We start from the raw sequence: 19,568 nt of genomic DNA on the forward strand, positions 1-19,568 counted from the left end.
GACTCATGGCGGCTTCTCCAGCAGTTGGTGAAGGGGCCTCGTAGCTGTTGCTCAATCAAGTCAACTACCTGAAGGCAATTGCAGCAGGCCTATAAGCGGAAAAATCAAGGAAAGTTTTTGCAGATGAAAGCATCCGATCTCCTGGTCGCCGCCCTGGAAGCCGAAGGGGTCGAATACATCTTTGCCGTGCCCGGTGAGGAGAATTTGGATTTGCTTGAATCGCTTCGGACATCTCCGATCAGATTGATCGTCACCCGCCATGAACAGGGAGCGGGCTTCATGGCAGCGACATATGGTCGCCTCACCGGAAAACCCGGCGTCTGTCTGGCGACGCTGGGACCGGGGGCGACCAACCTTACAACGCCGGCTGCCTACGCTGCGTTGGGCGCTTTCCCCCTCGTCATCATTACCGGGCAGAAGCCCATCAAGGTCTCGAAGCAGGCCCAGTTTCAGATCGTCGATGTCGTCGCGCTCTTCACCCCATTATGCAAAATGGCGAAGCAGATCGTGAACGGTAATCGCATTCCGTCCTTAATACGCGAGGGCTTCCGAAGGGCGCAGGAAGAACGACCCGGCGCAGTACTGCTGGAGTTGCCCGAGGATATCGCGGAGGAAAAGACCTCGGAACCCGTCGTCGCGCCTCACCCGCGCCACTATGCCGTGGCGGGCGATGCCGCGCTCGATGAGGCGGCCGAGCGGATCGTCGCAGCCGAACGCCCGCTCCTTCTGGTCGGAGCCGGAGCCAACCGGCGCAGCGCCTGCAAGGCGCTCCGCAAGTTCGTCGACGAAACCCAGTTTCCGTTCTTCGATACCCAGATGGGCAAGGGGGTGCTCGACGAAGCGAGTCCGCTCTATCTCGGCACCGCGGCGCTGTCCTCCGACGACTATGTTCATTGCGCCATTGAGCGCGCCGATCTGATCGTCAATATCGGCCATGACGTTGTCGAGAAGCCCCCCTTCTTCATGGAGCCCGGCGGGCAAACCGTCATTCACATCAATTACAAGGCCGCCGAAGTCGACCAGGTCTATTTTCCGCAGCTGGAGGTTATCGGCGATATTGCCGGGTCGGTGGAACGTCTGGGAGAGCGGCTTCGCGGGAAGCGGCCGTGCGACCTGACAGCTTATGCCGGCGTGCACGAAGAAATCGCCGCGCATATCCGTCGCGGCAGTGACGATGAACGGTTCCCGGTCATACCCCAACGCGTTGTCGCCGATGTGCGCCAGGTCATGGGGCGGGACGACATCGTGGCGCTCGATAATGGTATCTACAAGATCTGGTTCGCCCGCAATTATATCGCGCATGAGCCCAACACTCTTCTGGTCGACAACGCACTGGCGACTATGGGAGCCGGGCTGCCCTCGGCCATGATGGCGGCGATGCTCTCGCCAGAACGCCGTGTGCTGGCCGTTTGCGGCGATGGCGGGTTCATGATGAATTCGCAGGAAGTGGAAACCGCGGTCCGGCTTGGCCTCGATCTGGTTGTGCTCATTCTCAACGATGCCGCTTACGGGATGATCCGGTGGAAGCAGGAGCAACTTGGCTTTCCCGATTACGGCCTGAGCTTCGCCAACCCCGACTTTGTCACCTACGCAAAAAGTTATGGCGCGACGGGCCACCGGATCGACAGCAGCCAAGCGCTGCTTCCAACCTTGAATGACGCATTCGAAAGCGGCGGCGTTCACCTCGTGGATCTGCCGGTGGATTATTCGGAGAACCGAAAAGTTCTGATCGAAGAGCTGAGCGCGATGGAGTGCCCCCAATGACCTGGCAGGTCCTCAATCCTTACGACCAGAAGTGCATCGGCAGCGTGGATCTGGTCGACTGGCCGAAGATCGACCGCTGGCTGGACGAGGCGCGGACGTTGCACGAAGACCGGCAGGCCTGGATTCCGGTTCACGAGCGGATTGCCATCTTGCAGCGTGCGAGCTCGCTCATGCGCGAGCGTGCAGAGAGCCTCGCAATGCAGATCGCGCGCGAGGGCGGAAAACCGCTTGTCGACGCCCGTGCGGAAACGAGCCGCGCCGTTCAGAGCGTCAAACTCTGCGTGCATGAACTGTTCGCGAGCGGCGGACGCCAGATTCCGATGGAGCTGACCGAGGCGGGCGCAGGCCGTACAGCCTACACCTTTCGGGAGCCGATCGGGCCGGTGGTCGCGATTTCGGCGTTCAACCATCCCCTTAATCTGATCGCCCATCAGGTTGGCCCCGCTGTCGCGACGGGGTGTCCCGTTCTGGTGAAACCGGCCAAGGATACTCCGTTGTCCTGCAAGAGTTTCGTGGAAATCCTGTACGAGGCAGGCCTCGACGAACACTGGTGCCGCTTTGTGCCCTGCACGGACGATGTCGCCGAACAAATGGTCACGGATCCGCGAACGGCGTTCTTTTCCTTCGTCGGCTCAGCCAAGGTAGGCTGGATGCTCCGTTCGAGGCTCGCACCCGGTACACGCGTGGCGCTGGAACATGGGGGCGCGGCCCCGGTCATCGTCGATGAGAATATACCACGCGAAAACGTCATTCCGTCGCTCCTGAAAGGGGGGTTTTATCATTCCGGTCAGGTCTGCGTATCGGTCCAGCGGGTGTTCGTTCCGCGTGCCGAACTGCCGGACTTCGCTGCCGCGCTCGCTGCGGGCGCAAAGGCACTGAAGGTGGGAGACCCCACCAAAAAGGAAACTCAGTGCGGTCCTCTCATCCGCCCTGCCGAGGTCGACCGGATCGAAGCCTGGGTCGCGGCCGCCGTCGAGAGCGGCGCCGAGCTAGCCGCAGGTGGCAAGCGCATCGGCCCGACGCTGTATCATCCCACCGTTCTTATCGATCCGCCTCGCGCCGCCAAGGTCTCGCGAGAGGAGGTGTTCGGGCCCGTTGTGTGCCTCTACGGATACGACAGTATCGATGCAGCCATTTCCCAAGCGAACGAGCTGCCTTATTCCTTTCAGGCCGCCGTATTTACCGAGCGACAGCACATTGCCGATCATTGCGTCGAGCGCCTGTCGGGCTCCACGGTGCTGGTCAACGACCATACCGCCTTCCGGGTCGATTGGATGCCCTTCGCAGGTCGACGGCACTCCGGTCTCGGAACAGGCGGTATCGGATATACAATGTCCGATATGAGCCCGGAAAAGATGGTGATAACGAGGAGCTCGTCCGGCCTCGATTAGCATCGGCTGCAATCAAACCGACGAATCACACCGCTTTCAGCGCGCTTCTGCCTCTGACAGCTTTCAAGTTTTGAGCGAAGATACCAAGGCTGTGCCGGTTGCGCTCGGAGTTGCCCAGTACAAGCGCAAGCTGGGCCAGCGCCGTGTTTACTGCCGGCATCCCGCCCGCGCATTTCCGCGGTGGATCAGTGATCGGGGTCGCTAGCCGGAGGATGCGTCGGTATCAGCTGATCGTCGCATTCGGTCGCGAGGCATGCCTCGAGGGTTGCATGAGCGATGCCGAACTTTTCCAGCAGCATATCCCTTATCGGTTGCTTGAGCCTCTCGAACGCCTGAAGTGAGGATGTCGAGGGAGTGAGATGTACTTCCAGAGCGCGGTGGTGCTCGCCCAGGTTCCAGACATGAACATGATGCACCCCAGCGATCCCATCGTGCTCCTGCAGGGCGTGAACGATCTGGTCGAACTCCACCTCATCAGGGACGGCTCCCATCAGCAGGCGAACCGTCCTCGGCATCAGCGACAGACCCTGCCAGATCACATAGCCGGCAATAACCACGGTGATGATCAGGTCCGCGAGGTAGAAATCGTACAGGAGAATCAGAACCCCTGCCGCGATCACGCCAACGGAAGCCATCGCGTCAGACACGTTGTGAAGGAACGCCGCCTTCATGTTTATGCTGTCGCTCGCGCCGCGATGAGTAATGAAGGCGGTGACGAGATCGATCACCAAGGCAATTCCCGCCACGCCAATGACGGTCCAGCCCTCAACAGGCTGCGGATCGGCGAAGCGATTGATGGCCTCCACGAGCAGGTAAAAGCCGATGATGAGCAACGTGGTCAGGTTGATGAGCGCTGCGACAACTTCCCCTTGGGCATAGCCGAAGGTCATGAGCTTGTCGGCGGGCCGACGTCCGATGCGGCGTGCGAACCACGCAAGGCCAAGCGACGCTGCATCACTGAAATTGTGCAAGGCATCCGCGATTAGCGCGAGTGAGCCAGACAGGACCCCGCCGATGATCTGCGCCACCGTCAGCAGAACGTTGATTGCCACGGCGAAAATGAGCTGGCGATCGCTCAGGTTCTCTTCGCCATGACTATGGCCGCCGTGATCGTGGGAGTGACCCATGTTGCTTCCCTATTCTCTCGCTTGACGGATATTTGATTGAGCAGACGCTTGCTCCACTGGATGCTCGAAGCCCGAACTCCGGATGCCAGCAGCGTTCAGAACCTCGCCAAGCGCTGTTGCGACCAGGGCGACGGCGACAAAACCACCGAGAAAGGCGAGAGCCGACCATATCGTTCGTCCTGCGGCAATAGCCTGCCCGTGAGAGAGCAGCATCCTGGCCGCCGCAGCGAGCATAAATCCTCCGAAGAACGCAAGAAGCTCTGGCGTTCCCTTGGTGCCGAAGCTGTGCACTGTCCAGAACGCGAGGAGTGCGAAGCCGTTGAGCGCCAAGATGAGACCAAGCTGCAAAGCAACGCGGTCCATCCGGCTCATCGTCGCCGTCAGAAGACCGGTGCCGAGCTGACGGGATACATGGACATTTGCTGCAGCAAGGCCGGTGGCCAGAGCTATGCCCATGGTTGCCGACGCGGCGGCTGCTACGCCGATAGCCATGCCGTACCCAAGCAGGTCGACGATGGAGAAAACGGAGTTTTCGGCGACAGCCGATTGGCGACCGGTGGGCTCAGTGCTCCTGTTCGGAGTCCTGGCGCGACGAAGTGCAAGATTTCGAGCTGCCGCGCACAGGATAAGAGAAGCTGCCGCGCCAGCCAGATACAGGAAGGGAATGAGCCACTGGTCGACGGTCCGCTCGACAAATGGCATGATTGTGACTGCAACGAGCGCAAAGAGAACGCCCGAGACAGCGGGCATGAGCAGGTCAGATCGGCGCAATTCCGATGCAGCGCGCTCGGCCCATACTGCGCTCACGATCAAGCCGGCGCTGGCGAGCATCGACAGGAGTAAGGTGTGCGACCGGCTTTGCGTCGCAAAAAGGGTGTCGATGATTGTCACTCGGCGGTCCTGACCTAATCAGCCCGATGCAGACAGGCAAAACCATTGAGTGCGAACATCATGGCGGCGCCATCTCCCGCTGCCGCGGCGAAGTCAGGCTGCCGATCACCCGGCGCTCCACTGCGATGAGACGGGCCGGCGTAGCTGGCACCGGCTTGCTGATGTTCGCTGCTCATGCTCCGCCTCCCGAGCCTTGGAACGGCTGCACCCAAAACACGATGACCGCGACGAACGCCGCGTAGGCGGCTGCGAAGCCGAAAATTGTCCAGCGATGAAACCCCCTCGCCTGCTCGCCCGAAAAGTGGATGAACATCGCGTAGAGGACAGGCATCAGCGCCACGAACGCCAGGCTGACCGAGAAGAGGCGAAAGTCCTCTATCGGCGTACCGATGATCGTGAGCGGTATGAAGGCGAGCGTCATCGTCACCGCATGATCGCCGATCACGCTGGTGCTGGCCGAGGTGACCTGGCCGGAGCGGGCGACGCTCCACGTTGCGAAGACCTCCGGCAAAGCTGCGACAGTGGCGGTGATGAACAAACCGCCGACTACGTTGGGAATACCGAGAGCGCTGATGATCTTCTCACTGGAGAAAACGGTGAAATAGGCACCGACTGCGAGAGCGCTGACGCCTGCGATCGCCATCCACCGTTCCTTGCGGCTCCAGTCGACATTCTCTCCTTGCTTGCGGCCGCGCACCAGAGCCTGGACGAGGTACGCCAGGTAGGCGAGCAGCAGGAGCCAGCCGTCGATCGGTTGCAGGCCTCGCCACGGGGCGGGCAGCGTCAGCAGCGCGAAGACCGCGAGGATCGCCAGGTAGGGTAGCGCCTGAACGGTGACGGCACCTTTGTCGACCGCGACGTAGTGCTTTCGCCGGTGCTCTTGGTGGTCTTTGTTACCCGATTCCTTCAGACCCGACTTGCGGGTTGCGACATAAGCTGTCGCCACCATCAGCGGGATGGCGAGGACGTTGGAGCCGAGCATGGCGCCCAGTCCAATATCGGAGACGCCGCGCGCCGCGCTCGTGACGTTGATGCCAATTTCTGGCGAGGCTGCCGCGATGCCCAGAAAGGAGCCACCTGCGGCAACCGAAAAGCCCCATTGCTTGCGAAGCTTCTTGAGCGGCTCAGATAGCCGCTCCGCCCCCCAGTGCGCTGCCCAGACGGCGGCGAGAAGAACCGCTGCCCAGACCGCTGTCATTTCTTCCCGATCCCCCGGTGTTCGGTCCCCTTCTCCTCGTGGATGTCCATGTGCGCATCGCGGAGGATCTCGATGCCGCCATACAGCGCGATGCAGGCAACCGCGATGCCGACGACGAGGTCGGGCCAGTTGGCACCGGTGAAGAGCACGATGATCCCAGCAATGATAATACCGCCGTTGGCCACGAAATCGTTGAAACTGAAAGTAGTGGCCGCGCGCAGGTTCACATCTTGGTTCTGCAGTTTCTTGAGCAGGTAGAGCGAGAGAAGGTTAACGACCGCCGCGACGGCAGCCATCGCCATCATCATGATGCCGGCAGGCTCCGATCCTTCGAGGAAACGGCGTATGGCATCCAGGACGACGCCGACCGCAAAGATCAGGAGCATGAAACCGGAAACGCGCGCCGCCCCGCGCTTCCACACCCGCGAGCGGGTGAGGGCGAATAAGGTCAGCCCATAGACGACCGCGTCGGACGTATTATCCAGGCCGTTCGCAATCAGGGCGTTGGAATCCCCTATCGCGCCGGTGATGAAGAAGCCGACTGCAATGGCAACGTTGAGCCAAAGCACGATCCACAGAGTACGGCGCTTGTCGGCGGAGGCGAGATCAAGGTCGGTTTCGCTCATTCGGCGTTCCCTTCGCCTTCGGCACCGGTCCGCGCCCAGCGTTCGGCGCGCCCTCCGGCATCCGGATCGAAAAAGCGCATCTGGGCCGGCGGGAAGAGAACGTCGGACAGTTTGGCGGCCCATTCGTGCCAGACTCTTGTGCCGAGAACGGCGATACGGCCGAACTGGTCCTTGTGCTTCACGTCGAAGCGGAGGTCGCGCCAGATTCCGCCAAGATCCCAGCCCGAGAAATCCGGCGCGAGCTCGATGACCATCGGCACCGTGCCCTGCTCGAGCGCGGCAATGCGCTCGAACAGGGGTACGAAGCGGTCGTAGTCCGAGCTTTCGAGAGTTCCCCCGGCTTTAACCCGGATCAGCCCATTCTCTTCTTCGATCTCCAGCACAATAGCCTCTTCCGTCAGGTTCTTTGAGAACCCTTTCCTTTATGTAACCTCCCGCAATTCGTCCCGTTCCTCCCGCGTCACATTGCGGCGCAGGCGATCCCACCATTTCTCGCGCCAGCTGCGCTCATCGTCGGAACGATGCAGCACGAGCCGCGCAATCGCAGGCAGGACGAACAGGGTCAGAATGGTTGCGGTGATCAGCCCTCCGATGACGACGGTGGCCAGCGGACGTTGCACTTCGGAGCCGGTGCCGGTCGCGATCGCCATCGGCACGAAGCCAAGCGAAGCGACCAGCGCGGTCATCAGCACGGGGCGCATGCGCGCCAGAGCGCCATCCTCGATCGCCTCGTCGAGAGCCATGCCCTTCTCAAGGCGCTGTTTGATCGCCGTCATCATGACTAGACCGTTGAGCACCGCCACGCCCGAAAGCGCGATGAAGCCCACTGCCGCCGATACCGAAAAAGGCAGGTCCCTCAGCGCGAGTGCGAAGATGCCGCCGGCGAGCGCCATCGGAATGGCGCTGAACACCGCCAGCGCCGGAACCCAGCCACCAAGCGCCATGAACAGCAGGAACAGAACCAGGGCAAAGCAGACAGGCACGACGATTGCGAGCCGTGCCTGAGCCGCCTGCAGGTTCTGATACTGTCCACCCCATTCGATGAACGAGGCGGGCGGCATGTCGACCTGTGCCGCGACCCCTTCCTGAGCCTCTTCCACGAAGGAGCCGAGATCGCGTTCGCGCACGTTTGCCGAGACGATCACCAGCCTGCGTCCCTGTTCACGACGCACTTCGGCGAGGCCATCGACCACGCGGAAATCGGCCAGTGCCCGAAGCGGTACCGTAACGCCGTTCTCGAGAACGATCGGGAGCGCCCCGAGCTGGTCGAAATCGTCCCGCGCCGCAGCTTCCAGACGAACGATGACCTCGAACCTGCGATCGCCTTCGAAGACTAGACCCGCAGGTCTTCCGCCGAGCGCGATGGCCACCGATTGCGCCACGTCCTCGACAGTCAGCCCATATCGCGCAATGGTCGGGCGATCGAAGGCGATGTCGAGCGTCGGGAAACCCGTCACCTGCTGCACCTTCACATCGGCGGCGCCTTCGACGCCCTGCAGGACGCCCGCGACATCGCCCGCTGCTTCGGTCAGTGCCGTGAGGTCGTCCCCGTAGAGCTTGACCGCCACATCGCCGCGCACGCCCGCGATCAGTTCGTTGAAACGCAGTTCGATGGGCTGGCTGAACTCGTAGAGATTGCCGACCAGCTCGCCGAGGCCTTCCTCCATCTGAGCAACGAGCTCATCTTTCGACAGATCCGGATCGGGCCACTCCTCGCGGGGTTTGAGAATGACGTAGGCATCCGAGGCGTTGGGCGGCATCGGGTCGCTGGCGACCTCGGCCGTGCCCGTCCGCGAAAACACCAGCTCCACCTGCGGGAACTCTTCCAGCCTGTCTTCCACGCGTCGCTGCATCGACAACGAGCGTTCGAGAGAGGTGGACGGAATCCGCAGCGACTGCACCGCAAGATCGGTTTCATCGAGTTGCGGGGTGAACTCGCTGCCAAGGAAGCCGAACACGAATGCCGCCACGGCGAACACGCCAACGCCACCACCGATTACCGGCCAGGGTCGCGCAATGGCCTTGCGCAAGGCGGGGCCATAGCGGTCCTTCGTCCAGCGGATGGGTTTCACTTCCGTCTCGGTCAGCTTCTTGTTGAGCAGGACCGCGATCATCGCCGGCACGAAGGTCAGCGACAGCACGAAAGCAGAGGCGAGCGCGAGCATCATCGTGATAGCCATGGGCGAGAACGTCTTGCCCTCGACTCCGGTGAAAGTGAGCAGCGGCGCAAACACGAGGAAGATGATCGCCTGTCCGTAAACGGTCGGTTTAATCATCTCCTGTGCCGCAAGCCGTGTTTCAGTCAGGCGCTCGCCCAGAGTGAGCAGCCGCCCTTCGCGATGCTGCCGCATGGCGAGACGCGCAACGCTGTTCTCGACGATAATCACTGCGCCATCGACGATCAGGCCGAAGTCCAGCGCCCCCAGACTCATCAGATTGCCGGAGACGCCGAGCCGGTTCATTCCGATCGCCGCCATGAGCATCGAGATCGGGATAACGAGCGCCGTTATGATCGCGGCCCGAATGTTGCCGAGCAGGAGGAACAGCACGGCGATGACCAGCAAGGCGCCTTCGAGCAGGTTCTTCTCGACCGTGGCGATGGTCGCGTCCACCAGCGAAGAGCGGTTGTAGACGATGTCGGCGACGATCCCTTCGGGAAGCGACGCACGAACTTCCTCGAGCCGCTCGGCAGAGCCGGCCGCGACCGTTCTGCTGTTTTCGCCGGCGCGCATCAGAACCGTGCCGACCACGGCTTCTTCGCCGTTCAGAGAAGCCGCGCCAGTCCGGAGATCGCCCCCAACTTCAACTGTTGCCACGTCGCCGATGCGAATGGGGACGCCTTCGCGAGTAGCGACGACCGCCTCCTCGATATCCGCGATGCTGCCCAGCCTGGCATCGACCCGAACCAGAAGAGCCTCGTCAGCGCGGTCAACGAAATTGGCACCAGCGGCGAGATTGGCGGCCTCGAGCGCATCGATCAGCGAATCGAAGGACAGCCCATAGCCGGTAAGGCGGGCCGGGTCGGGCTGGACGAGGAATTGCTTCTCGTAGCCGCCGATCGAATCGACCCCGGCGACGCCATCGATCGAGCGCATCAGCGGCGCCACGACCCAGTCCTGCACGGTGCGCAGATAGGCCGCCTTGGCCACTTCGCTTTCGAGGCGGTCGCCACGTTCGGTGATGAAGCTGCCATCGGCCTGCCAACCTGTACTTCGGCCAGTGGGCGCCCCCCGCCCGCCAGGATGTTCGTACTCGATCGTGTACATCAGCACTTCGCCAAGGCCGGTGGAGATCGGGCCCATCGTGGGCTCCGCGCCCTCGGGCAGCGAGGCGCCGATCGGGGAAAGCCGCTCGTTGACCTGCTGGCGCGCGAAATAGAGGTCGGTGCCTTCCTCGAAGATCGCGGTCACCTGGCTGAATCCATTGCGCGAGATCGAGCGGGTCATTTCCAGCCCTTCGATCCCGGCGAGCCCGGTCTCGATCGGAAAGGTCACCTGCGTCTCCACCTGCGAGGGCGAAAGCGCGGGCGCGCTGGTGTTGATCTGGACCTGCGTATTGGTGATGTCGGGAACGGCATCGATCGGCAGGCGCACAAGATTGAATGCACCGTAAATTGCCGCGAACACGGTCAGGACGATGATCGCCCAGCGAAAGCGCACGGAAATATCGAGAACCATCCCGACAAGACCGTGGCGATGGCTTTCCTCGTGTGCGTCCTCGGCTGCGGGAGAGGCGGTCTGATCAATGGCCATGAGTCGCACCCTCCTTCTCGAGTTCGGCCTTCAGCAGGAAGGCATTGTCGGTCGCGATGCGCCAGCCAGGCTGGAGACCGGACAGGATCGTCACCATTCCGGCGGTACGGCTGCCCGTTTCCACCTCGCGCGCCTGGAAGCCGCGCTGCGTGCGCACGAAGACGACATCGCGTCCCTCGAGCACTTGCACGGCGTCCTCGGGGACTGCGATACGGTCGCGATCGACTTCTCCCGAGGGACGAATACGCGCCTGGAGGAAAGCGCCGGGCTGGAGCCCGGGTATCGGTCGCGTCAGATTCAGTACGGCGGTTGCACTGCGGCTTTCCGGATCGAGCGAAGGCGTCACCGATCGCACACGCGCGCCGATCTCGCGGCCATCGCCGACGATCAGCGCAGCTTCGTCGCCCGGCTGGATGCGCGAGGCATCTTCGGACGGCAAGGCGACTTCGACCTGAAGAGCGTTGGGGTTGACCACACGGTAGAGTTCCTCGCCGGCATCGACGAAGGAACCAAGCACGATCGGTGCGGCCGTCACGCGGCCCGCCAGGGGACTGGTCACCGCCAGCGAACGGCCATCACCGCTGACACCGGCTGCGGCGACGGCAGCCTGCGACCGGTTCAGTTCGGAGCGGGCCACGTCGAGATTGGCGCGGGCAGCCTCGAGGTCCTGCCGCGCGGTGACATTCTCCTCGAACAGGCGGCGTTCGCGTTCGTAGGCTGACGACAGCTCGGTTACCCGAGCGCGGGCGGCACTTAGCTGCGAGGCCAGCGCCGAAGCATCGGCGCTTTCGATTCGCGCGACGGTTTCGCCTTCCCGAACATAGTCGCCCAGCGTCTTGCCGATGCTGCGCACGACGCCCGAGGCACGCGCATCGATCCGCGCGCTGGCGGTCGGGCTGGCGGCAACGGTCGCGGGGAAGACGAGCTCGACCGCGGCGCCTGTCCGGACGGTGGCAAGTTCGATTTCCGCGGTACGGATCTGCTCGTCACTGAGCAGGACCAGTCCTTCAGGCTGTTCTGTTTCGCCGCCTTCTTCTCCGGCGTGCGCTTCGCCCTCGGCATGTTCCTCACCCTCGGCGTGGGTCTCGGCTTCGCTGTCGGGCCAGAGCAAAATCAGCAGCGCGGCAGCAAGAATGGCAATCCCGGCGATGATCGCCAGCTTTCTGCGGTTCATGAATATATTCCTCATTGTGCGGCCAGCCTGATGAGCTCGGCGGCTGCCTGTCCCTGGTCTTCCTGCGCGGCAATCAGGGCCTCGCGGATGTCATCGCGAGCCTCGGCCGCGCTCAGCACCTCGATCAGTGGGAAGCGGCCGTTGCGGTAGCCGATGCGGACGAGGCGTAGTGCTTCCTCGGCCTGGGGGAGCGACGTGGCGGAAAGGGTTTCGACGCGGGCTTCGGCAGCGAGATATTCCGCCCGGGAGCGGGTCACCGCCTGCTCGAAATCGGCAAGCACTACCGCCTCGCGGGCATTGGCTGCGCGCAGTCTGGCTTCGGCAGCGGCGATATTGCCCTGGTTACGATTGGAGAAGGGAAGCGGGATCGAGACGCCCACCAGGAATGCATTGTCGTTGCTTTCCTCGAAACGCCGCACGCCGGCCGAAACGACCGGATCGGGAATGCGCAGGCTGCGTTCGCGATCGATTTCGGCTTCGGCCGCTCTGCTCTCGGCTCGAGCCACCTCCAGTTGAAGACCTGTTGCAGAGGCGAGCACCGCGCCTGGTGGATCGATGTCGGGGAAGTCGCTCGGGATAAGCGGCGGCGCGCCTTCCCCCGACCAGAGCGCCGCGAGCGCGGTCCGCGCGGCCAAACTGGCTGCCTCGGCCCCCTGTAGCTCTGCTCGCGCTTCCGCCAGCGTCGCCTCGGCGCGTAGCGCCCGAAGCGGGGGCTCGCGGCCAACCTCGACGAGTACACCGGCAATGCGGGCAAGCTCTTCGTTCCGCTCGACCACATCGCGGGCGAGTTCGACACGCGCGGCAGCAGCAGCCGCCGTAACGTAACGATCGCGAACAAGGAACCCGAGTTCGGCCCCGGCAAGGCCTGCCCGCAGATCTGCCAGTCGCGCCTGCGCCTGGGCCGCCTCGACGCGCGCCCCGCGCTTGCCACCGAGCTCGATCCGTTGACCGACAGCCAGCGTGTATTCGGTGGCGCTGAGCCCGGAGAAGGCGCCGCTGCCGGCGATGTTCTCGACCTCGAGCGAAACCTCCGGATTAGGCCGCAGACGCGCCTGGCCGACGAGCGAGCGCGCAGCATCCGCATCCGCACGCGGACCGACGATGCGCGGGTTCGCCTCTGTTTCAGTGGACTCGCCGGTTACGCCCGTACGATTCAAGGCTTCTTCGAGCGTCAGAAGCTCTCGCTCCTGCGCAGCCGTGGGAGCGGCGCTTGCGGCGAGAGCGAGCCCTGCAATCAGGGCGCCTCGCCATCTAATGGCTGACATTTCTGGAAATTTCCTCTGCTAACGATCCGAAATGCGCTGCGCCAGGCAGCGCGATGTCGGTCGTCAGGTGCGAGGGGGGCGTTTCACTCTATCGCTCACATCCGAAGCAAAAATCACGGGAGCGGAGGGCGCGAGAATGACAGCAGGATGTGAAAGCTGGTACTTTTGGACTTCACCGGCAAAGCTGGCACCGTGATGACAGTGACCATGAGCACACATTCCGTGTTGCTCGGCGGGGGCGCCAGTATCGTCCTGATCCTGATCAGATTCGGAAGCGGCGTGACCCGCGTCTGCGGTTGTCCAGGGAATCGCATTCTCTGGCGCCACTTCCCCGCCACAGGCAGCAGCATCCGCCGCAGTCGCAAACACCATCGCGACCAGCAGAAGCAGGACGACAAACGGGTTCAGGACAAGGCGGCGATAGCTGGAGGTCATGATTTCGGTCCGCCCCGTAGCAAAAGAAATCCAGGCTGCATAGGCATTCTCGGTCATCGATACGGAGAAGGCCTTGATCACGATATAACACACTGCGTGAACAAGCTGGTCCCTGAAAGAGGCTAATCAAACCGCGACCATCGAATGCTCATGCCGGCGCACCAGCGCCGTGATGACTGCTGGTGCGCCAGAGTTCTGAAATTTACCCGTCCGATTTCGAAATGTTCGCGATCGGGCGGCGCCGGTCGACGACGGTAATTCGCCGCGCCTTGGCTTCGATCACGAGCCGCTCGAGCACGCCATTTCCAGGGAAGGCAATCACGTACCGGGGGTTAAGTCCGAGCATCTGGTCGTTACGCTTGAAGCCGGCACGGGCACCAAGCCTTCTGTCGAGAGAAAATACGAGCTGCTGGACATGGTGGCGTTCCGCCCAGCTCGCTGCGAGCCGGTCGACACCCTTGCTGTCACCGCCATGGGCGATGAACATGTCCGGGACCTGGTCGCGCACCTTGTCAAGCGTTCCCCAGACGTTTGCGGCGAAGGTTTTAGCCTCTTCGGAAGTGGCAAAGGACCTTCTGCCACCGGCAAAGACGATCGGTGTGCCTTCGGGCGTAGTGGCCGCACGGTGACGTTCGGCTCGGCTTCTGAGGAAATCGCGAGCATTGACGACGGCCGATGTGAGACTGGCGGAATGGTTCGACCGGGACCCCGTCATGGGGCGCCACGAAGTTCCGATCTCGTCGAGATAGAGGGCCGCCGCCGTCTCCCGCATCTGTTCGAATGCGGTCATGCTGGCCTGTGCCGCCTGCGCGCGCTCGATCTGTTCTTCCAGATTTCCCGAATGAATTTCCGATCCATCGGCGCAAGCAAGCAATGCGCGAATTTCATCGCTTGCCCGGTCGAGCTGGGACGACTTGCGACTGGCTGCGCGATGGAAGAGATTGACGAAGCCCCAGGCGATATCCTCCGCATCGGCCTCGAGGGCCGTATCGGCGAACATCGCAAATAGGTCTGACCAGACGCCTGCCAGCGTTTGCTCGATGGCATCGCCGCAAGGGAAGTCGGTGCTGTTGTACGGCGCGGGTTTGATGCTGAAGCCCGACAAGTCGAGGCCGGCAAGCTGTTCAATGAAGCTGTCATACATGGTTTTGTCTCCTGATTTTGAGCCAGGGATCGGAGACGCGATTGAACTGCCTCGTCGCCGATCCGCCGGAGCCCGATCAGGGCCGGGACAAGGGGGGGAGGCGCACTGCGCAGCAGGAAACCTGAGACCCTAGGCTGGCGCGGGTCACACGGGCCGACGGGACTCAGGTTGCGCCTGCCCCCGACCGGCCCAGGGCCTCTCCCGGCGGACCGGTCTGCGAGGCAGCTCGACTGGCCGCATTCACTCAAAGCTGAAGCAATTCCAGGAAAGCGAATGAAGGACAGCAGGTCGGCGTTGTTACGGTGAGGAGCCAACTCGCTCAAAGATCGCTTCTCCATTCGAGAACCGTCCAACCAGACGCAGATCTCCGAAGGCCTTGGTGAACCTGTCGGACACCTGGGCAAGCCATTGCCGGGCGCAGCCTGATCTCGCCTGCCGGGAATCGGCTTCCCAATACTGTGCGTCGTCGCGTTCCACGAGCCAGATGGCAGCAAGACCGCAGTAGATTGAAACGCCGCAATCGGCAAAGGCCTTGCGGAGCAGGATACGGTCTTCACCGCCCCGCCAACCGTCAAAAAGTTGCAGCGAAGGGAAAAGCAATCTTGCCGTGTCGACGACATCGTCAACGAGAAATTCGTAACCCCAGTCCCATCCGTCGTCCGGCTCGTCCATCAGACGAAAGGCGGCGATGGCGCCGCTCGGGTAGCTGACAGAGCGTCCCATGGTTTTCTCCCTCAGGCAGCTTGTTCGAGATCGTCGTCGACTTCGAACGATTTCCGCTCTTCGACACCGCCCCGGCGCAGGAGCAGGCTTGCAGCCTCCTCGGCCTTCGCAGCGGCTGTCAAAATCGCCCGCTCATCGGATTTCAGCAGTTCCAGCCAGGAAGCGATATAGCTCGCATGATGGTCCAGGTGAGCAACCGGTAGACCGAGCTCGGCACCGAGAATTGCCGAGGACAATTCGGCGACGAGCTCTTCGGCGGCGTAGGCCTCGGTACCGAAGCGGTTTCTCAGATCGCGATCGAGGCGCGAGGGATGGCCTGTCCAATGGGACAGCTCGTGCGCAAGCGTTGCGTAGTAGTGCTCATAGGTATCGAAGAGGTCGCTAGGTGGCATCGTGACCCGATCGCGAACCGGTTCGTAGTAGGCCTCGCTGCCGTGGTGGCGCAGGTCTGCTCCGACCGCATCGAAGAAACGGTCGAGGCGTCCCTGTCGTCCTTCCGGTTCGACGGGCGCAAGCAGCGGTTTCGGATAATACATTTGCGGGAGGCCGTCGCACTGGTCGGCATTGAAGACTGCATAGGCCTTCAGGAAACGGCGGGTTACGGTGTCATCGTCACCAGCGGGATCTTCGACTGCATTTTCGTATGTCTTGTAGAAGATCGCGATCGCCGACTTCTCGCCCTTGCAAACCTGCCCACCGAGTTTCTGACACTGTCGATAGGTCATCCAGTAGGGCGACGCATAGCCGCAGGCGTCTGCGACCATCCACAGCCAGAAGGTGTTCATCCCGCGGTAGGGCGTTCCGCAGGCGCGAAGCGGACGCGAGACCGGCATACCGCGCCACGGCTTGACCCACGGCCTGGTCCCCTGCTCGAGCTTCTCGATGATGGCCGCGGTGATGCGCTGCGCAGGCGATTGCGATGCGTCTGAGCGCTTGTATTTTGGCATGGGAGTTCTCCTGAACGCCAGGACGATATTGTCCCGGTTCGATCAGGTCAGAGCCCTCTCTCCTCTCTGCCGAAGAGATGGCGGAATTACTTTTTACTCCTGGCCATTTCGACAGGCCAACTTACGCAGGTTGGCTTCAATTAGCTGCGCCGTCCCTGTGCGATCCTTGATTGCCAGGTGCCTTTGCCATTGCCAACTTGCGCATCGCACCACGCTGCGCTAGCAGCGCTCGCTATGCGCCAATGGCTCGGTTTCCTGTTGCTTGCCATTATACTCGTCTCCCACGGGGGGTTTTCGGGCGCGGTGCCGCATGCGGAGCAGGCTCACAGTCATGCTGCGGGCAGTTCCCACCATGCTCCCGCACCCGTCGAGGAAGCCATGGAGATCAACTCCGTAGCTGCGGAAACCGCGAATCCCGGAGAAACCGCACCCCACGCGTCCGCGCACAGTCATGTATCCGTTGGGCTGCCCGAGACTGCTTCGCCGTTCGCTTCCTACCTGGCGGAGCGATCGCTTCTGCTGCCCGGCGAAGCAGCAGCCTTGGTCGGCAGCAGCACCGCGCCCCTTACAGAGCCACCACTAGCCTGAACGCACAAACTTGGCGCCCGGAATCCCGGGCTGCGCAATAGGTTTTGAAGTTCAGGAGTTTCCAAAATGAACGCGATTTCGCGTGCCGCCTTGCTGGCGGTCACGGTCATGTCGGCGAATGCGGCTCAGGCCCAGTCGCTGACCCTGGAAGAGGCCATTGAGCAATCGGTCTCGAGCTCGCCGCAAGGCGCTGCGACAGCAGCGAGGATAGAAGGGCTCAATGCAGCCCGTGCCGCTGCTGATACGAAGCCAGCCGCTACGATCGAGGGTTCGATCGAAAACATCGGCACCTCAGGGTTCAACGAGTTCCAGATAGATGGAACCTATAACCAGAGGCTCGAGCGGGGCGGCAAGCGGCTGGCAAGGATCGAACTCGCCGAGAGCGAAATTGGTATTGCGCAGGCAGAGGCGCTGGTCCGTCGTCTGGACCTGGCCCGGCAGGTGCAGGAGCTCTACGTCGAAACGCAGGCGGCTGCGCTGGATCTGGAACTCGCGCGCAGTCGGGTGGAGATCGCCGCGGCGCTTCAATCCGAGGTGCAGCGCCGTGTGGACGGTGCACGCGACCCTCTGTTTGCGGGGACCAGGGCGAGAACCGAGCTGGCAGAGGCAGAGGTCGATCTGGAGCTGGCAGATCACGCCCTCGACGCAGCCAAGGCTCGCCTCGGTTTATTGACAGGCGTTGACCCGGCAGAGCTTGCGGTCGTCACCGAGGGATTTCTCGAAATGGAGACGCCCGACATCGACCTGCGAGAGCTCCCCTCGATCGATCTCGCCCTGTACGAAGCGAGGCGCGAACGGGCGAATGCCAACTATCGCCTTCAGCAAGCCTACAGCCGGACCGACCCCACAGTTTACGCCGGCCCGCGAGTATTTGGCTCAGGTGATGTTGCCGTCGTAGCAGGGTTTTCGCTTCCCTTACCCAATCGCGCCTTGAACCGCGCGAATATCGATCGGGCGACCGCCGAGCAGCGGCAGGTGGAGGCAGATTTGGCGGTGGAACGCTTCCAGCGTCAGCGCGAAGTCGCTCTTGCCGCCGAGCGCGTCGAGGAAGCCCGACATGAAGCCGAGGCGATTCAAAGTCGGGTGATCCCAAGCGCTGAACAGACCCTGCGCGAAGTTCGCGCAGGCTACAATCGCGGCGGCTTCACCTTTCTCGACGTCTCGACCGCGCAGTCTGCACTGCACGACGCGCGCGTCCGCTTCGTCGATGCCGTTTCCGAATATCACCAGGCGAAAGTCGAACTCGACCGGTTGACCGGTCGTTTCGCCGACCTCGTTGGGAGAATTTAAGATGCGCAAGATCAACATACTGATCGCTGCCCTGCTGGCCGCACCGCTGGTAGCCTGCGGCCAATCAGGCAACGAAACCGAAGCGTCGGAAAGCGTAGAGGCCGCCGCTGACGATTACGAGCGCGGCCCGCATAATGGCCGGATGCTCCGCGACGGTGATTTCGCGATCGAGGTCACCGTGTTCGAAGACGGCGTGCCGCCCGAATATCGGCTCTACGCCTATCGTGCCGGCGAGCCGATCGATCCCGACACGGTTCGCGCACGCGTCATGATCACGCGTCTTGACGGCGAAAAGACGACCTTCAACTTCGAACCGCAGGAGGACTTTCTTCGCGGCCAGGGAGTACTTGTCGAACCACACAGCTTCGATGTGGTGGTCGCGGCCAGTGTCGGCGACGAAACGCATAGATGGGCTTTCGAATCCTACGAGGGTCGCGTCACCATCGCGGATGAGGCAGCGCGTGCCGCCGGGATCGAGACCGCAACGGTCGGCCCGCAGCAGGTCGGCGAAACCGTGGAGATCATCGGCCGGGTCGAACTCGATCCTTCAGGGAGTGCAGAGGTCGGCGCCAAGTATCCGGGCCCTGTCGTTTCCGTCCATCGCAATGTCGGCGATCGCGTTGCGAGAGGCGCGCTGCTAGCCCGGGTGGAGAGCAGCTACTCGCTTCAGACCTACTCGATCTACGCACCAATTTCCGGTGTAATCACAGAGCGCAACACCAATGTTGGCGACATCGCCGATAGCGATCCCATGTTCGTTATTGCCGATCCATCGCGAACCGTCGCGACTTTCCCGATTTTCCCACGCGACATCGAGCGTGTCCGTCCGGGCCAATCGGTCCAGATTCGCGGCCTTGAGGGACAGCGGTCACAGGGCTCGAACCTTCGCGACTTCCTGCCGCTCGCCGAAGTCAGCAACCAGGCTGTCACAGCCAGGGCCCCGCTACCCAACCGGGACGGGTACTGGCGCCCGGGCATGGCGGTGCGCGGACTTGTGTCGGTCGATCAGCGGACGGTTCCGCTGGCGGTGCGCACCGACGCGATCCAGCAGTTCCGCGATTTCCGCGTGGTCTTCGCGAAGATCGGCGAAACCTACGAAGTTCGTATGCTCGAACTGGGCCAGGAAGGCCCTGAATGGACCGAGGTCATCAGCGGGATCGAACCTGGAACGGTCTACGCAACCGAGAACAGCTACGTGATCAAGGCCGACATCGAGAAGTCGGGCGCGAGCCACGATCACTAAGGGGCGCCAG

Annotated in this window: 18 protein-coding genes; 5 read left to right on the forward strand and 13 right to left on the reverse strand. The window is 62.4% G+C overall.

All coding sequences use genetic code 11. The features are described from left to right. The first annotated feature begins 123 nt into the window (after positions 1 to 123). Together ACWIKC_RS12650 and ACWIKC_RS12655 are read left to right on the forward strand one after the other, a co-directional pair. The gene (locus ACWIKC_RS12650) at positions 124 to 1,764 is read left to right on the forward strand and encodes an acetolactate synthase large subunit (RefSeq protein ID WP_454599499.1); all 1,641 of its coding nucleotides are present in this window, start codon (positions 124 to 126) and stop codon (positions 1,762 to 1,764) included. Then, positions 1,761 to 3,155: an aldehyde dehydrogenase family protein gene (locus ACWIKC_RS12655; RefSeq protein ID WP_454597837.1), complete on the forward strand. Its 1,395-nt coding sequence runs from the start codon at positions 1,761 to 1,763 to the stop codon at positions 3,153 to 3,155. The genes ACWIKC_RS12650 and ACWIKC_RS12655 overlap by 4 nt, the downstream gene beginning before the upstream one ends. A 185-nt stretch (positions 3,156 to 3,340) precedes the next feature. Here ACWIKC_RS12655 and ACWIKC_RS12660 read toward each other — a convergent pair whose 3' ends face one another. The 13 genes from ACWIKC_RS12660 to ACWIKC_RS12720 all read right to left on the reverse strand — a co-directional run bounded on the left by ACWIKC_RS12660 (position 3,341) and on the right by ACWIKC_RS12720 (position 16,437). Next, positions 3,341 to 4,282, reverse strand: coding sequence for a cation diffusion facilitator family transporter (locus ACWIKC_RS12660; protein WP_454597838.1), 942 nt, complete (start codon positions 4,280 to 4,282; stop codon positions 3,341 to 3,343). Positions 4,283 to 4,291: 9 nt separating this feature from the next. Further along, positions 4,292 to 5,173 carry a hypothetical protein gene (locus tag ACWIKC_RS12665; RefSeq protein WP_454597839.1) on the reverse strand — a complete coding sequence of 294 codons (882 nt, stop codon included), beginning with the start codon at positions 5,171 to 5,173 and terminating at the stop codon, positions 4,292 to 4,294. Between the two features lie 14 nt (positions 5,174 to 5,187). Further along, on the reverse strand, positions 5,188 to 5,349 hold the full coding sequence (locus ACWIKC_RS12670) for a hypothetical protein (RefSeq protein WP_454597840.1): 162 nt from the start codon (positions 5,347 to 5,349) through the stop codon (positions 5,188 to 5,190). Next, positions 5,346 to 6,371: a sodium:calcium antiporter gene (locus ACWIKC_RS12675; RefSeq protein WP_454597841.1), complete on the reverse strand. Its 1,026-nt coding sequence runs from the start codon at positions 6,369 to 6,371 to the stop codon at positions 5,346 to 5,348. Before ACWIKC_RS12675 ends, ACWIKC_RS12670 begins: the two co-directional genes overlap by 4 nt. Then, positions 6,368 to 6,997, reverse strand: a complete 630-nt coding sequence (locus ACWIKC_RS12680) for a cation diffusion facilitator family transporter (protein WP_454597842.1) — start codon at positions 6,995 to 6,997, stop codon at positions 6,368 to 6,370. Before ACWIKC_RS12680 ends, ACWIKC_RS12675 begins: the two co-directional genes overlap by 4 nt. Next, positions 6,994 to 7,380, reverse strand: coding sequence for an STAS/SEC14 domain-containing protein (locus tag ACWIKC_RS12685; protein WP_454597843.1), 387 nt, complete (start codon positions 7,378 to 7,380; stop codon positions 6,994 to 6,996). Before ACWIKC_RS12685 ends, ACWIKC_RS12680 begins: the two co-directional genes overlap by 4 nt. Positions 7,381 to 7,419: 39 nt before the next feature. Continuing rightward, a complete protein-coding gene (locus ACWIKC_RS12690; RefSeq protein WP_454599500.1) occupies positions 7,420 to 10,674 on the reverse strand; it encodes a CusA/CzcA family heavy metal efflux RND transporter in 3,255 nt (1,084 codons plus the stop codon). 64 nt (positions 10,675 to 10,738) lie between these two features. Continuing rightward, entirely contained in the window at positions 10,739 to 11,923 is a 1,185-nt protein-coding gene (locus tag ACWIKC_RS12695; protein ID WP_454597844.1) for an efflux RND transporter periplasmic adaptor subunit, read from the reverse strand. Positions 11,924 to 11,934: 11 nt separating this feature from the next. Next, positions 11,935 to 13,188, reverse strand: a complete 1,254-nt coding sequence (locus ACWIKC_RS12700) for a TolC family protein (RefSeq protein WP_454597845.1) — start codon at positions 13,186 to 13,188, stop codon at positions 11,935 to 11,937. A gap of 63 nt (positions 13,189 to 13,251) precedes the next feature. After that, positions 13,252 to 13,704: a hypothetical protein gene (locus ACWIKC_RS12705; protein ID WP_454597846.1), complete on the reverse strand. Its 453-nt coding sequence runs from the start codon at positions 13,702 to 13,704 to the stop codon at positions 13,252 to 13,254. 121 nt (positions 13,705 to 13,825) lie between these two features. Further along, positions 13,826 to 14,767, reverse strand: a complete 942-nt coding sequence (locus tag ACWIKC_RS12710) for a DUF2493 domain-containing protein (RefSeq protein WP_454597847.1) — start codon at positions 14,765 to 14,767, stop codon at positions 13,826 to 13,828. Positions 14,768 to 15,064: 297 nt separating this feature from the next. Next, entirely contained in the window at positions 15,065 to 15,490 is a 426-nt protein-coding gene (locus ACWIKC_RS12715; RefSeq protein ID WP_454597848.1) for a hypothetical protein, read from the reverse strand. Between the two features lie 11 nt (positions 15,491 to 15,501). Continuing rightward, positions 15,502 to 16,437, reverse strand: a complete 936-nt coding sequence (locus ACWIKC_RS12720; protein WP_454597849.1) for an ArdC family protein — start codon at positions 16,435 to 16,437, stop codon at positions 15,502 to 15,504. Between the two features lie 234 nt (positions 16,438 to 16,671). Here ACWIKC_RS12720 and ACWIKC_RS12725 point away from each other — a divergent pair, with 234 nt between their 5' ends. The 3 genes from ACWIKC_RS12725 (at position 16,672) to ACWIKC_RS12735 (ending at position 19,558) form a co-directional block, all read left to right on the forward strand. After that, positions 16,672 to 17,025, forward strand: coding sequence for a hypothetical protein (locus ACWIKC_RS12725; protein ID WP_454597850.1), 354 nt, complete (start codon positions 16,672 to 16,674; stop codon positions 17,023 to 17,025). A gap of 66 nt (positions 17,026 to 17,091) precedes the next feature. After that, positions 17,092 to 18,315, forward strand: a complete 1,224-nt coding sequence (locus ACWIKC_RS12730) for a TolC family protein (protein WP_454597851.1) — start codon at positions 17,092 to 17,094, stop codon at positions 18,313 to 18,315. 1 nt (position 18,316) lies between these two features. Then, entirely contained in the window at positions 18,317 to 19,558 is a 1,242-nt protein-coding gene (locus ACWIKC_RS12735) for an efflux RND transporter periplasmic adaptor subunit (RefSeq protein ID WP_454597852.1), read from the forward strand. Positions 19,559 to 19,568: the final 10 nt, after the last annotated feature.

It is taken from the genome of Qipengyuania sp. SM2507 (assembly GCF_053714505.1).